This is a genomic window from Pseudomonas sp. CFBP13508, from assembly GCF_005233515.1.
GTDB classification, from domain to species: Bacteria; Pseudomonadota; Gammaproteobacteria; order Pseudomonadales; family Pseudomonadaceae; genus Aquipseudomonas; species Aquipseudomonas mercuritolerans.
Genome location: NZ_QFZZ01000007.1, coordinates 327,745 through 342,246, shown reverse-complemented (window position 1 = coordinate 342,246; position 14,502 = coordinate 327,745). Strand labels below are relative to the sequence as shown.

At 61.1% G+C, this 14,502-nt stretch carries 8 protein-coding genes; 7 read left to right on the top strand and 1 reads right to left on the bottom strand.

Going from position 1 to position 14,502, the window contains the following annotated elements; genetic code table 11:
* The first annotated feature begins 181 nt into the window (after positions 1-181).
* The 6 genes from recC (at position 182) to PspCFBP13508_RS20815 (ending at position 11,876) form a co-directional block, all read left to right on the top strand.
* A complete protein-coding gene (gene recC, locus PspCFBP13508_RS20840; RefSeq protein ID WP_137215571.1) occupies positions 182-3,634 on the top strand; it encodes an exodeoxyribonuclease V subunit gamma in 3,453 nt (1,150 codons plus the stop codon).
* Complete coding sequence (recB, locus tag PspCFBP13508_RS20835; protein ID WP_137215570.1) at positions 3,631-7,317, top strand: exodeoxyribonuclease V subunit beta; 3,687 nt, start codon at positions 3,631-3,633, stop codon at positions 7,315-7,317. The genes recC and recB overlap by 4 nt, the downstream gene beginning before the upstream one ends.
* A complete protein-coding gene (gene recD / locus PspCFBP13508_RS20830; protein WP_137215569.1) occupies positions 7,314-9,422 on the top strand; it encodes an exodeoxyribonuclease V subunit alpha in 2,109 nt (702 codons plus the stop codon). Before recB ends, recD begins: the two co-directional genes overlap by 4 nt.
* A 119-nt stretch (positions 9,423-9,541) precedes the next feature.
* Positions 9,542-10,111, top strand: a complete 570-nt coding sequence (locus PspCFBP13508_RS20825; protein ID WP_130910266.1) for a YfiR family protein — start codon at positions 9,542-9,544, stop codon at positions 10,109-10,111.
* Complete coding sequence (locus PspCFBP13508_RS20820) at positions 10,108-11,376, top strand: diguanylate cyclase (RefSeq protein ID WP_137215568.1); 1,269 nt, start codon at positions 10,108-10,110, stop codon at positions 11,374-11,376. Before PspCFBP13508_RS20825 ends, PspCFBP13508_RS20820 begins: the two co-directional genes overlap by 4 nt.
* Positions 11,377-11,381: 5 nt before the next feature.
* Positions 11,382-11,876, top strand: coding sequence for an OmpA family protein (locus PspCFBP13508_RS20815; protein ID WP_137215567.1), 495 nt, complete (start codon positions 11,382-11,384; stop codon positions 11,874-11,876).
* Here PspCFBP13508_RS20815 and PspCFBP13508_RS20810 read toward each other — a convergent pair.
* Positions 11,873-12,820 carry a LysR family transcriptional regulator gene (locus PspCFBP13508_RS20810; protein ID WP_051600376.1) on the bottom strand — a complete coding sequence of 316 codons (948 nt, stop codon included), beginning with the start codon at positions 12,818-12,820 and terminating at the stop codon, positions 11,873-11,875. The two genes, PspCFBP13508_RS20815 and PspCFBP13508_RS20810, sit on opposite strands and share 4 nt — an antisense overlap.
* A gap of 149 nt (positions 12,821-12,969) precedes the next feature.
* Here PspCFBP13508_RS20810 and PspCFBP13508_RS20805 point away from each other — a divergent pair, with 149 nt between their 5' ends.
* A complete protein-coding gene (locus PspCFBP13508_RS20805; RefSeq protein ID WP_137215566.1) occupies positions 12,970-14,496 on the top strand; it encodes a CoA-acylating methylmalonate-semialdehyde dehydrogenase in 1,527 nt (508 codons plus the stop codon).
* The last annotated feature ends 6 nt before the right edge of the window (positions 14,497-14,502 follow it).

The window sequence follows — 14,502 nt, the reverse complement described above, 5'->3', positions numbered from 1 at the left end:
CCCATGTGAGAGTAGGTCATCGTCAAGATTAAATTCCGAAACCCCAATTGCGAAAGCAGTTGGGGTTTTGTTTTGCCTGCGAGAAAGTTCTTACAGCCTTTGCAGACCTCGTCCGGCTGTCACAGCCGGCCGACAATGCTAAGGTTCTGCCTCGGCTTTAGCGATTTTCCAAGGAATCCATATGTCGGACGCCCAGTCCCTCAACGCTGCATTCATGGTGGTTCAGAGCAACAGTCTCGATGAGCTGCGCAGCCTTGTGGTCAGCATCATGCGGCGCTACCCACTGGCACCCCTGGAAAACGAAATCGCGTTGGTGCAAAGCAACGGCATCGCTCAATGGCTCAAGCTGGCACTGGCCGAGGATCCCGAAGACGACGACCTTGGCGGTTGCGGGATCGCTGCGGCGATTGACGTGCAACTACCCGGCAGTTTCATGTGGCAGCTGTATCGCATGGTTTTGGGACGGGATGAAATTCCAGCGAAATCCCTGCTCGATAAAGCACCGCTGACCTGGCGTCTGATGCGCCTCTTGCCACAGGTAATCGACCGCCCACATTTTGAGCCGCTGCAACGCTTCCTCACCCACGACAGCGACCTGCGCAAGCGCTATCAGTTGTCGGAGCGTCTCGCCGATCTGTTTGACCAATATCAGGTATACCGGGCCGACTGGCTCGAAGATTGGGCGGACGGCCGCCACCAACTGCGTAATGTGCGAGGTGAAATAAAGCCGCTGCCACCGACCAGCTGCTGGCAGGCCGAGTTGTGGCGAGCGCTGCTGGATGACGTCGGCGAACAAGGCATGGCGCAGAGTCGTGCCGGCGTGCATCAACGCTTCATGGAGCGAATCAACACCCTTGATGAGGCTCCGGCTGCGCTGCCACCACGCGTGATCGTCTTCGGTATTTCTTCATTGCCCGCGCAGGTACTTGAAGCGCTGGCCGGTCTGGCACGTTTCAGCCAGGTGCTGCTTTGCGTACATAACCCTTGTCGCCATCACTGGGCCGATATCGTCGCCGACAAGGATCTGCTGCGGCATCAATACAAACGGCAACAGCGCAAAAGCGGGATGCCCGTCGTGCTTGATGCCGAGACCCTGCATCAGCACGCGCATCCGTTGCTGGCCGCTTGGGGTAAGCAAGGTCGCGACTATATCAACCTGCTCGACAGCTACGACGATCCCAACAGCTACCGCGCAGCCTTTCGTGACGGACGCATCGACCTGTTCAGCGAAGCCCAACCCCACAACATGCTTAACCAGCTTCAGGACGACATTCTGGAGTTACGTCCACTCAACGAGACACGCGAACTCTGGCCTGCGGTCGATGCAACCCAAGACCATTCAATACGTTTTCACATCGCCCACAGCGCCCAGCGTGAAGTCGAGATCCTGCACGATCAACTCCTGGCGCGTTTCAGTGCCGACCCGGATCTGCGCCCGCGAGATGTGATCGTCATGGTCCCGGATATCGACAGCTATGCACCGCATATCCGCGCAGTTTTCGGTCAGCTCGATCGATTTGACCCGCGCTTCATTCCGTTCACTTTGGCGGATCAGGGCCAGCGTGGCCGCGATCCGTTACTAATCGCAGTCGAGCACCTGCTCAAGCTTCCGGACAGCCGTTTCCCAGTCAGTGAGATCCTCGACTTGCTCGATGTTCCAGCCCTGCGCGCTCGCTTTGGCGTAGAAGAACGCGACCTGCCAACTCTGCACCGCTGGATCGAAGGCGCCGGCGTGCGTTGGGGCATGAGCGCCGAGCAACGGGCCGGTCTCGGTTTGCCAGAGGAACTGGAGCAGAACAGCTGGCATTTCGGCCTGCGCCGAATGCTGCTGGGGTACGCCGTCGGCAGTGCCGAGGCATGTGCAGGTATAGAACCTTACGATGAAATTGGTGGGCTTGATGCTGCCCTGATCGGTCCACTGGTGGCTCTGCTGGATGCCTTGGAAATCGCTCACCAGCAACTCACGCAACCGGCTCAACCGAAAGAGTGGGGGCTGCGTTTGCAAGCGCTGATGCAGGTGTTCTTCCAGGCGAGCAACGAGCACGACGACTACCTGCTGACCCAACTGGAAGAGCTTCGCGAAGCCTGGCTGGAGACCTGCGAGGCGGTCGGGCTGACTGACGAACTGCCGCTGACTGTCGTGCGCGAAGCTTGGCTCGCCGGGCTGGATCAGGGCCGTTTGTCGCAACGATTCCTCGCCGGTGCGGTGAATTTCTGCACCTTGATGCCGATGCGTGCCATTCCTTTCAGACTGGTATGTCTGCTGGGCATGAACGACGGCGATTATCCGCGCGCGCAGCCGCCGCTGGACTTCGATCTGATGGGCAGCGATTACCGACCTGGGGATCGCTCACGACGTGAAGACGACCGCTACCTGTTACTCGAAGCGCTGTTGTCCGCACGCTCTCAGCTCTATATCAGTTGGGTCGGTCGCAGCATCCGTGACAACAGCGAACGACCTGCCTCGGTACTGATCGGCCAGTTGCGCGATCACCTCGCCAGCGGCTGGCGTTCAATCGACCCAAGCCAGGATCTGTTGGACGTGCTGACCGAAGAACATCCTCTGCAACCTTTCAGCGCCCGCTATTTCCACGAAGGCGAGCAACTGTTCAGCTACGCCAGCGAGTGGCAGGTGTTGCATCAAGAGAAAGCGCAGCAAAGCGAGGCGCCGTTACTCGCGCCGTATGTTCAGGAAGAACCGCTGACACTGGCTTTACTGCAGGACTTTCTGCGTAATCCGGTTCGGCATTTTTTCACACAACGTCTCAAGGTCTATTTCGAGGCGGCGCAAGCGCCGTTGGCAGATGAAGAACCTTTCGTGCTGGACGCCCTACAGCGCTACACGCTGAGCGACAGCTTGCTGGAAGCCGCACTGAGCCAGCCGGACAATATCGATCAGGCGCTGCAAGCCCGGGCGCTGCGCCTGCAAAACAGTGGTCTGCTGCCTATGGCCGGTTTTGGCGAGTGTCTACAGCGAGAGTTGATCGAACCGCTACCGGATCTTCTGCAGCGGTACCAACAGTTGCTGACGTTATGGCCGACTCCGTTGACCAGCGCAATCCCGGTCAGTCTCGACTTGCAAGGTGTGCGGCTGGAAGGCTGGCTCTCAAGCCTGCACCAACGTGCCGATGGCGGCCTGCTGTCAGTCACTACCATTCCCAACAGCATCGGCTCGATCAAAACGCGCAAGTGGCACCGGCTGACCAAACCGTGGGTCACTCATCTGGTCGCCTGCGCCAGCGAGCATGCGTTGACCACGGCATTGGTCGCCAGTGACGACACATTGTTGCTTGAGCCAATGGAGCGAGACCGAGCGCTGCGTTTCCTCGGCGACCTGCTTCTTGCGTGGCAATCAGGCATGCGCCAACCCTTGCCGATTGCGATAAAAACCGCGTTCGCCTGGTTGTCTCAAACTGACCCGGTCAAAGCCGAAGCCGCTGCACGAAAAGCCTATGAAGGTGACGGCCAGACCAGCGAGGGCGAGCGGCGTGAAAGCCCGGCACTGCTCCGGCAATATCCCGACTTCGATGCATTGTTGGCAGACGAAACCTTCACCGGCTGGTGCGACGCCTTGTACCGCCCATTATTCGAAGCGCCCTGGCGTTCCTTGTCCAGCGAAGGTGCGCGCGCATGAGTACGAAAACACCGTTGGCTCTGGCCTTCCCGCTGCGCGGCAGTCAGTTGATCGAAGCAAGCGCCGGCACCGGCAAAACCTTTACGATCTCGGCACTTTATCTGCGGCTGATTCTTGGTCATGGCGGGGAGACAAGCGGTTTCGCACGCGAACTGCTGCCGCCGCAGATCCTCGTAGTGACGTTTACCGACGCTGCCACCAAAGAGCTGCGTGAACGCATTCGGACACGCTTGGCTGAGGCCGCGCGATTCTTCCGCGGTGAAATCACTGCCCCCGACGGACTGATTGCCGAGCTGCGCGATCAGTTCGATCCGCAGCAATGGCCGGGCTGTGCCAACCGCCTCGATATCGCCGCGCAGTGGATGGACGAAGCCGCTGTCTCGACCATTCACAGTTGGTGTCAGCGCATGCTGCGTGAGCATGCGTTCGACAGCGGCAGCCTGTTCACGCAGTCGCTGGAAACCGATCACAGCGATCTGCTCGGCGAGGTGCTGCGCGATTACTGGCGGTTGTTCTGCTACCCAATGCAGGGCGATGCGCTGAACTGGGTGCGCAGCAATTGGGGTGGCCCCGCAGCGCTGTTGCCTCGGGTACGCGGCTTGTTCGCCAGCGAGCGTGACACCGCTGAAGGCAAGGTGCCGGCGGAGCTGATCGCCGAATGTTTGCTGGAGCGGCGAGCGGCGTTGGTCGAACTGAAAATGCCTTGGCGTGACTGGGCAGACGAGCTGCTTGCTCTGTGCCATGAGGGCGTGGCCAGCAAAACCGTCGATGGCCGCAAGATGCAGGCGCGTTATTTCGAGCCCTGGTTCGACAAGCTCAAGACCTGGGCCGCAGACGAGGCGCTTGAGCAACTGGACATTGGCACCGGCTTCACTCGTCTGACACCCGATGGCATGGCCGAAGCCTGGAAAGGCCAGGCCCCGAGTCATCCGGGGCTGGACGCCATGTCCGCACTCAAGTCGAGCCTCGACGCATTGCCGACACCCGATGCCGCCGTTCTGCAACACGCCGCCAAGTGGGTCGGTGCACGCTTTGAAGAAGAGAAGCGCCGTCGCGCAGAAATGGGTTTCGACGACATGCTGCTGCGTCTGGATGCCGCGCTTCAATCAGAGGGCGGCGAGCGCTTGGCGACACTGATCCGCGAGCAGTTCCCTGTCGCGCTGATCGACGAATTCCAGGACACCGATCCGGTGCAATACCGCATCTTCGAAAGCATCTACCGCATCGAAGACAATCACCCTGACACCGGCCTGTTCCTGATCGGCGACCCTAAGCAGGCGATCTACGCCTTTCGCGGTGCGGACATCTACACCTACCTGCGCGCACGTCAGGCCACCACCGGCCGCTTGCATACGCTCGGCACCAACTTCCGCTCCAGCCACGGTATGGTGACGGCGGTCAATCACGTATTCGAACGCGCCGAGTCCCGAGAGCAGGGACGCGGCGCGTTTTTGTTTCGCGAGAAAACCGGCGAAAACCCGGTACCGTTTCTGCCGGTGGAATCTCAGGGACGTAAGGAGACACTGCGGATCTCCGGGCAAGACGTCGCGGCACTTAATGTCTGGCTATTGCCCAGCGATCAGCCGCTTTCTGGCGCGGTTTATCGTCAGCAAATGGCCGCCGCCTGCGCCAGTGAAATCACCGCACTGCTCAATGGCGGGCAAACCGGTAGCGCTGGTTTCGTTCAGGAAGCTGACTTCAGAGGTCTGCGTCCTTCGGACATCGCGATCCTCGTCCGCGACGGTAAAGAAGCCCAGGCCGTACGCGCCGAACTCGCCGCCAGAGGGGTGCGCAGCGTTTATCTCTCGGACAAGGATTCGGTGTTCGCCGCGCAAGAGGCGCACGATCTGCTGGCCTGGCTGAAGGCCTGCGCCGAACCCGATGTCGAACGTTCGCTGAAGGCTGCGCTGGCCTGCACTACCCTGGACCTGCCGCTGGTCGAGCTGGAACGTCTGAACCAGGACGAGATGGTCTGGGAAGCCCGGGTCATGCAGTTCCGCGGCTATCGCGAACTGTGGCGTAAACAGGGCGTTCTGCCGATGTTGCGGCGCCTGCTTCACGACTTCCATTTGCCGCAAACCCTGATGCAGCGCAGTGACGGCGAGCGCGTACTGACCAACCTCTTGCACCTCTCGGAACTGATGCAGCAAGCCGCTGCTGAACTGGACGGTGAGCAAGCTTTGATCCGTCATCTGGCCGAGCTGCTGGCACTGTCCGGTCAGGCCGGTGAAGAGCAGATTCTGCGTCTGGAAAGCGACGAGCAACTGGTAAAAGTGGTGACCATCCACAAATCCAAGGGCCTGGAATATCCGCTGGTATTCCTGCCATTCATTTGCTCGGCGAAACCGGTGGATGGCAGCCGTCTGCCGCTGCATTACCACGACGCTGCGGGCAAGGCGCAGATCAGCCTCAAGCCGACTCCCGAATTGATCGCTCTGGCTGACGATGAGCGTCTGGCCGAAGATCTGCGGCTGCTGTATGTCGCATTGACCCGTGCACAACATGCCTGTTGGCTGGGCGTCACCGATCTCAAGCGCGGCAATAACAACAGCTCTGTGCTGCACTTGTCTGCGTTGGGTTACTTGCTCGGTGGCGGTGCCGCTTTGGGCGAGTCCAGCGAATTGAATCGCTGGCTGCGCGATCTGCAGCAAGACTGCCCGGCCATCGGCATCGGCGAAATGCCTCAGCCCACTGACGAACATTACCAGCCGCCGCGCAATGAAGCAGTGCTACGAGCGACGCTACGGCCCAAGCGCAAAGCCAGTGAAAACTGGTGGATCGCGTCTTACAGCGCCCTGCGCATCAGCGACATAATGAGCATCGGCAGCGATGAAGCACCGGACAGTCCGCAGGCGCAAAAGCTCTTCGACGACGAGCGCCTCGACCCCGACGCACCCCGCGAAATCATCAGCGGTGGCGCCGATATTCACCGTTTTCCTCGCGGACCGAATCCCGGCACCTTTTTGCATGGCTTGCTCGAATGGGCGGGCGCTGAAGGCTTTGCGGTTACCCGCGAAGCGCTGGAAGACGCGATTGCCCGGCGCTGCAACTTGCGCGGCTGGCAAGGCTGGATCACCACTCTGACGGACTGGCTGCAGCATTTGCTCAAGTCGCCGTTGCCGATCGCTGGCGGCCAACCGCCGGTGGTTCTTGAGCAACTGAAGCAATACCGCGTCGAGATGGAATTCTGGTTCGCCAGCCACAAAGTCGACGTGCTCAAGCTCGATGAACAGGTGCGCCAGCACACCCACAATGGCGTCGCCCGGGTGGCGGCGGAGCCGGTACAACTCAACGGCATGTTCAAGGGCTTTATCGACCTGACCTTCGAGCACGCTGGCCGTTATTACGTCGCCGATTACAAATCCAACTGGCTCGGCGTGGATGATCAGGCCTACACCGTGCAGGCGATGGAACAGTCGATCCTCGACAACCGTTACGACTTGCAATACGTGCTGTATCTGCTGGCACTGCATCGCCAGTTGAAGGCGCGGCTGGCGGATTACGATTACGACCGCCATGTCGGTGGGGCGCTTTATCTTTTCCTGCGCGGTACGCGTGCCGAAAGTCGAGGCGTGTACTTCGTGCGTCCGCCACGGGAATTGATCGAACGCCTCGACCGGATGTTCCAGGGCAAACCCGAACCCAAGTCAGAGCCCGCCTGGGAACAGGGAGTCCTGCTATGAGCCGCACATTCGCCGATCTGCTGCCGACACCGCTGGAAGCGGACAGCCTGTCGAAACTCTCGCCGCTGACCCGCGCCGATGATTTGCTGTTGTTGCTGAGCCGTTGGGTCGAGCGCGGCTGGCTGCGCGCGCTGGACTGGGCGTTTGTCGCTTTCCTGCATGAACTCGAGCCCGAGACCGATCCGCTGGTGCTGCTCGCGGCGGCGTTGACCAGTCACCAGCTCGGCCATGGTCATGTGTGTCTGGACCTGTTCGAAACCCTCAAGGCGCCGGATTTTGCACTGTCATTGCCGCCCGAAGGCGATGTGCAGGGCGGTGTGTTGCTGCTGCCCTCACAACTGCTCGAAACGCTCGATGGAGCCCATTGGTGCAAAGTGCTGGCAAGCAGCTCGCTGGTCGCTCTGGCCGCTGATGCGGGTGACACAGCGCAGACACGTCCATTGGTGCTGTCCTCGAAACGCCTGTACCTGCGCCGTTACTGGACCTACGAACGCCGCATTGATGCAGCGTTGCGCCAACGCTTGATGCAACAGGAGCCGACGCCAAAGGATCTGCCGCAGCGCCTCAATGAATTGTTCGGCCGTGCGGAATCCGCAGCTGTCATCGATTGGCAAAAACTCGCCTGTGCTCTCGCAACGCGCAGCGCTTTCAGCATCATCACTGGCGGCCCGGGCACCGGCAAAACCACCACGGTGGTGCGCCTGCTCGCACTGCTGCAGGCACCGGCCGTCGAGGCTGGCCATCCGCTGCGCATACGTCTGGCCGCACCGACCGGCAAGGCCGCTGCGCGTTTGACCGAGTCGATCAGCCAGCAAGTGCAATCGCTGCAAGTCGCCGAAGCGGTGCGCGCGGCGATCCCCAGCGATGTGACCACCGTGCACCGTCTGCTCGGCAGTCGACCGGGCACCCGGCATTTCCGTCACCATGCCGGCAACCGCCTGCCGCTGGATGTGCTGGTGGTCGACGAAGCTTCGATGATCGACCTGGAAATGATGGCCAACCTTCTCGATGCCATGCCGGCCCATGCGCGGTTGGTATTGCTGGGCGACAAGGATCAACTGGCCTCGGTAGAGGCCGGTGCGGTGTTGGGCGATCTGTGCCGTGACGCCGAGGGCGGTTGGTACAGCCCGCAGACGCGGCAATGGCTGGAGTCGGTCAGTGGCGAGTCGTTGCAGGGCAGCGGTTTGCATGAAGACCGCGACGGCACCCACCCGCTGGCGCAGCAAGTGGTGATGCTGCGTCACTCGCGCCGTTTCGGCGAGGGCAGCGGCATCGGTCAGCTGGCGCGTCGGGTCAATCAGCAATTGGCCGACGAGGCGCGACAGTTGCTCGCGGCCGGCAGCTACGACGACGTGTATTCGCTACCGCTCAAAGGCGAGCACGATCACAAGCTCGAACGCCTGTTGCTCGAAGGTCACGGCAACGGCCCGCAAGGTTATCGCCATTACCTGAGCGTCCTACGCGACAAGCGTCCACCGTCGACGCGGCCACTTGAACATGCGGACTGGACCGATTGGGCGCGGGAAGTCTTGCAGGCGTTCGATACGTTCCAGTTGTTGTGCGCCGTACGCAAGGGGCCGTGGGGCGTTGAAGGTCTGAATCAGCGCATTACCGCTGCGTTGCTCAAGGCGCGTCTGATCGAGAGCGATCAGCAGTGGTATGAAGGTCGGCCGGTGCTGATGACTCGTAACGACTATGGTCTGGGGCTGATGAACGGCGACATTGGCATCGCCCTGAAACTGCCCGAGCGTGAAGGCGCGGAGATCGGTAAAACGGTTCTGCGCGTGGCCTTCCCGCGTAACGATGGTCAGGGCGGCGTGCGCTTCGTGTTGCCGAGTCGGCTCAACGACGTGGAAACCGTGTACGCCATGACGGTGCACAAGTCTCAAGGCTCGGAATTCGCCCACACGGCGCTGATCCTGCCGGATGCGCTGAATCCGGTACTGACCAAAGAGCTGATCTACACCGGGATTACCCGCGCCAGAGACTGGTTCACTTTGATCGAGCCGCGTGCCGGCGTGTTTGAAGAGGCGGTGCAGCGCAAGGTCAAGCGTCTGAGCGGGCTGATGCTGGAACTGGAGGAGGGCACCGAGCCTCAGGGATGAAGCGCTGAATGACCGACAACGAATACTGACCAACCGGTCAGAGGCCGGCGCCTCGCTGGTGTTCTGGCGCTGTGCTATCGTTGCGGCATCATTTCGTTACGCTCCAAGAGAATCCCTGCATGAAGGTCGCCGTCCGGACGACAGAGCGTGTGGTTGCCTGCCAGCGCGCCTTGCTGATCGTTTTGCTCTGGGTGTTGACGGGCATTGCGATCGCACAAGCGCAAACCGGGCCGGCCGAGCAGCGGGCCAAAGCGGTCACGCAAGTGGTCCTCGGCATCCTCAGTTATGCACGCTGGCCGGTGGAACCTGCGCAGTTGCGCCTGTGCATCGTCGGCCCCACCGAATACACCGATGACCTGGTCAAAGGCACCACGCAAGCCACGGGCCGGCCGGTGGCCGTGCGGCGTCTGTTGGCGGACAACCCGGGCATCGTCAGCGAATGCGATGCGGTGTACATCGGCAAACTCACCGCCGATGAACGCAGTCGCCTGTTCGCATCGTTGATCGGGCATCCAGTGCTGAGCATCAGCGAAGCCGACGATCAATGTACCGTCGGCAGTCTGTTCTGCCTGCGCGTTGGCGATGAACAAGTGTCGTTCGAGGTCAATCTCGACTCCGTGGCTCGCAGTGGTGTGCGCATACACCCCAGCGTGTTGCAGTTGTCCCGTCGCAAAGCGGCGGCGCCATGAAGCTGTTCAGTTGGAAGGCTCGCCCCACTCTTGGTTCGGTCATTGGCCGCGGGCATTTGATTGTCGCGCTGGTGGCGGTGGCGATGGCCAGTGTTTCGCTGACCTTGCTGGGCGTGCTCGCGCTGCGGGTGTATGCCGATCACAACCTGCACTTGATCGCTCGTTCGATCAGCTACACCGTCGAAGCGGCCGTCGTGTTCAATGACAAAGCGGCGGCAACCGAGGCGCTGGCGATCATCGCCGCCACCGAGGAAGTAGCGGATGCCCGGGTGCTCGACGCGCAAGGCCAATTGATTGCGCAATGGCAGCGCGCTGAAACCGGCTTGTTCTCCGAGCTGGAGATGCGGATAGCCCGCGCCATTCTGGAAAAACCGGTGAGCCTGCCGATTGAGCATCAGGACCGTGAAATCGGTCGGGTCCTGCTCATCGGCCACGGCGGCAGCCTGATGCGCTTCCTGCTCAGCGGTCTGGCCGGCATTGTGTTGTGCACCGCGATCAGCGCCTGGGTCGCGCTTTATCTGGCGCGGCGGCAGTTACGCGCCATCATCGGCCCGCTGCACAGCCTCGCCTCCGTCGCCCACGCCGCCCGTAGCGAACGAGCGCTGGACCGGCGCGTGCCGCCGGCGCAAATCGCCGAACTGGACAATCTGGGCAACGACTTCAATGCCTTGCTCGGCGAACTTGAGTCGTGGCAAACCCACCTGCAAAACGAAAACGAAACCCTTGCCCATCAAGCGACCCACGACAGCCTCACCGGGTTGCCCAACCGCGCATTTTTTGAAGGTCGCTTGATCCGCGCCCTGCGCAACGCGAAAAAGCACGATGAGCGGGTCGCCGTGCTGTTTCTCGACAGCGACCGCTTCAAAGGCATCAACGATAACTTTGGTCACGCTTCGGGCGATGCAGTGCTGGTAGCCATTGCCAATCGTGTGCGAGCGCAATTGCGCGAGGATGATCTGGTCGCGCGGCTGGGCGGCGACGAGTTCGCCGTGCTGCTCGCGCCGCTGCACACGGTCGAAGACGCTGAGCACATCGCAGACAAGATCCTCGCCAGCATGGATATGCCAATCACCTTGCCCGGCGACAGCAGTGTGGTGACTTCGCTCAGTATCGGCATCTCGGTTTATCCCGATCATGGCAGCACGCCGAGCACCTTGCTCAACGCAGCCGACGCGGCGATGTATCAGGCCAAGCGCCTGTCGCGCGGCGCGCAATTCACGGCCGGGTCGGAGCGCCCGGTCGATACCGTTCACACCAGGAGCTGATGCCCGTGTTCACACTTGCCGTTCGACTGTTTTCCGCATTGCTGCTGATGGCCGCGCTGACCCTGAGCGGTTGCCAGACCGCCCCACAAAAGGGCCTCACACCGGCGCAGGTCGCCGTGCTCAAACAGCAGGGTTTCGAATTGACCGACGACGGTTGGGAATTCGGCCTGTCGGGCAAAGTGTTGTTTGGCAGCGATGTTGAAAGCCTGAACGCAGCCAGCACGGAAATCGTCGAACGCATCGGCAAGGCGCTGCTCGGCGTGGGCATCGAGCGGGTGCGGATCGATGGCCACACCGATGCATCGGGCAAGGAAACCTACAATCAGCAACTGTCGCTGCGCCGGGCCAAGAGCGTCGCCAACGTCCTCGGCACGGTCGGTATGAAGCCGGAAAACATCCAGCTGCAAGGCCTGGGCAGCAGCGAACCGGTGGCTTCCAACGACACCGCAGCGGGGCGCACGGAAAATCGCCGGGTGTCGATTGTGGTCAGCGCCGATTAATCGGCAAAGCGCATCTCCCGCGTTTCCCCCATCAACAACGCCTGATTACGCTCAGTCACCTCGCGAATGTAATCCCACAACAAGGTAATCCGCTTCAACTTGCGCAAATCCTCCCGGCAGTACATCCAGAACTGCCGGGTGATGTCGATTTCCTCCGGCAACACCGGCAGCAATCGCGGGTCCTGTGCGGCGAGGAAGCACGGCAGGATCGCCAGCGAGCGGCCCTGCTGCGCGGCAACGTATTGCGCGATCACGCTGGTGCTGCGCAAGTTTGCGCTGGCGCCGGGCAGCACATTGGCCAGGTAAAGCAGCTCTGAGCTGAACGCCAGATCATCCACATAACTGATGAATTGATGCTTGCTCAAGTCGGCCGGGTGGCGGATGGGTGGGTGTTTGTCCAGATAGTCCTGGGTTGCGTACAGCTGCAAGCGGTAGTCGCAGAGTTTGCAGCAGACGTACGGCCCGTGCTCCGGCCGCTCGAGGGCGATGACGATGTCGGCCTCGCGCTTGGACAGGCTGATGAAGTGCGGCAGCGGCAGGATGTCCACGGAGATTGCCGGGTAGGCGTCGACAAAATGGCTCAACTGCGGAGTGATGAAAAAACTGCCGAAGCCTTCGGTGCAGCCCATGCGCACGTGCCCGGAGAGGGCCACGCCCGAGCCGGAAACCTGCTCGCAGGCCATGTGCAACGTGCTTTCGATCGACTCCGCATAGCCGAGCAAGCGCTGGCCTTCGGTGGTAAGGACGAAACCGCTGGTACGGGATTTTTCGAACAGTAATGTGCCGAGCGCCGCTTCCAGCGAACTGATCCGTCGCGACACCGTGGTGTAGTCGACGGCCAGGCGTTTGGCGGCGGTGCTGGCCTTGCGGGTGCGGGCGACTTCAAGGAAAAACTTCAGGTCATCCCAGTTCAGCGAGCCTAGCGAGGTGATGTTTTTTTGCATGATGGTCGGGCTTATATGTGCGTTCTTATTAGAAGTTTGCACATCTATACTCCAAAAACAGTCCGACAACCAATTCGTGACACACGCCTCATCTCAAGGCGAACCTTTCGCCTTGGCTCCTACGATAAAAACAAGTTCTGGAGACCAGCATGAACGCATCGCTTACGCCCAACGACACCACGCTGCAAAAGGTCAAACTGCTGATCGACGGCGAATGGGTCGAGTCGCAGACCACCGAGTGGCACGACATCGTCAACCCGGCCACCCAGCAAGTGCTGGCCAAGGTTCCGTTCGCCACCGCCGCTGAGGTCGATGCCGCTGTCAGCGCCGCCCAGCGTGCCTTCCAGACCTGGAAACTGACCCCGATCGGCGCGCGGATGCGCATCATGCTCAAGCTGCAAGCGCTGATCCGCGAGCACTCCAAGCGCATCGCCGTGGTCCTCAGCGCCGAGCAGGGCAAGACCATTGCTGATGCCGAGGGCGATATTTTCCGTGGCCTGGAAGTGGTCGAGCACGCGTGCTCGATCGGCACCCTGCAAATGGGCGAGTTCGCCGAGAACGTCGCTGGCGGTGTCGACACTTACACCCTGCGCCAGCCGATCGGTGTGTGCGCCGGCATCACGCCGTTCAACTTCCCGGCGATGATTCCGCTGTGGATGTTCCCGATGGCGATCGCGTGCGGCAACACCTTCGTGCTCAAGCCTTCGGAACAGGATCCGCTGTCGACCATGCTGCTGGTGGAACTGGCCATTGAGGCTGGCGTTCCGGCGGGCGTGCTCAACGTCGTTCATGGCGGCAAGGATGTGGTCGATGGCCTGTGCACGCACAAGGACATCAAAGCCGTGTCGTTCGTCGGTTCGACCGCTGTCGGCACCCACGTGTATGACCTGGCCGGCAAATACGGCAAGCGCGTGCAGTCGATGATGGGCGCAAAAAACCACGCTGTGGTACTGCCGGACGCCAATCGCGAGCAAGCGCTGAATGCTTTGGTCGGTGCCGGTTTCGGTGCAGCCGGGCAACGCTGCATGGCCACTTCGGTAGTGGTGCTGGTCGGTGCGGCGAAACAATGGCTGCCGGATCTGAAAGCGCTGGCGCAGAAGCTCAAGGTCAATGCCGGCAGCGAGCCGGGCACCGATGTCGGTCCGGTGATTTCGAAAAAGGCCAAGGCGCGGATTCTCGAACTGATCGAAAGCGGCATCAAGGAAGGCGCCAAGCTTGAACTGGACGGTCGCGACATCAGCGTGCCGGGTTATGAACAAGGCAATTTTGTCGGCCCGACCCTGTTCTCCGGCGTGACCACTGACATGCAGATCTACACCCAGGAAATCTTCGGCCCGGTGCTGGTGGTGCTGGAAGTCGACACCCTCGATCAGGCGATCGCGCTGGTCAACGCCAATCCGTTCGGCAACGGCACCGGCCTGTTCACCCAGAGCGGTGCGGCGGCGCGCAAGTTCCAGACTGAAATCGACGTCGGGCAGGTCGGCATCAACATCCCGATTCCGGTACCGGTACCGTTCTTCAGCTTCACCGGCTCGCGCGGTTCGAAACTCGGCGACCTCGGCCCGTACGGCAAGCAAGTGGTGCAGTTCTACACGCAGACCAAAACGGTCACGGCGCGCTGGTTCGACGACGACAGCGTCAACGACGGCGTGAACACCACCATCAACCTGCGCTGAGGATTC

Coding starts and splice junctions, on each gene's coding strand:
- recC (WP_137215571.1), top strand. CDS start 182: ATGTCGGACGCCCAGTCCCTCAACGCTGCATTCATGGTGGTTCAGAGC.
- recB (WP_137215570.1), top strand. CDS start 3,631: ATGAGTACGAAAACACCGTTGGCTCTGGCCTTCCCGCTGCGCGGCAGT.
- recD (WP_137215569.1), top strand. CDS start 7,314: ATGAGCCGCACATTCGCCGATCTGCTGCCGACACCGCTGGAAGCGGAC.
- PspCFBP13508_RS20825 (WP_130910266.1), top strand. CDS start 9,542: ATGAAGGTCGCCGTCCGGACGACAGAGCGTGTGGTTGCCTGCCAGCGC.
- PspCFBP13508_RS20820 (WP_137215568.1), top strand. CDS start 10,108: ATGAAGCTGTTCAGTTGGAAGGCTCGCCCCACTCTTGGTTCGGTCATT.
- PspCFBP13508_RS20810 (WP_051600376.1), bottom strand. CDS start 12,820: ATGCAAAAAAACATCACCTCGCTAGGCTCGCTGAACTGGGATGACCTG.
- PspCFBP13508_RS20805 (WP_137215566.1), top strand. CDS start 12,970: ATGAACGCATCGCTTACGCCCAACGACACCACGCTGCAAAAGGTCAAA.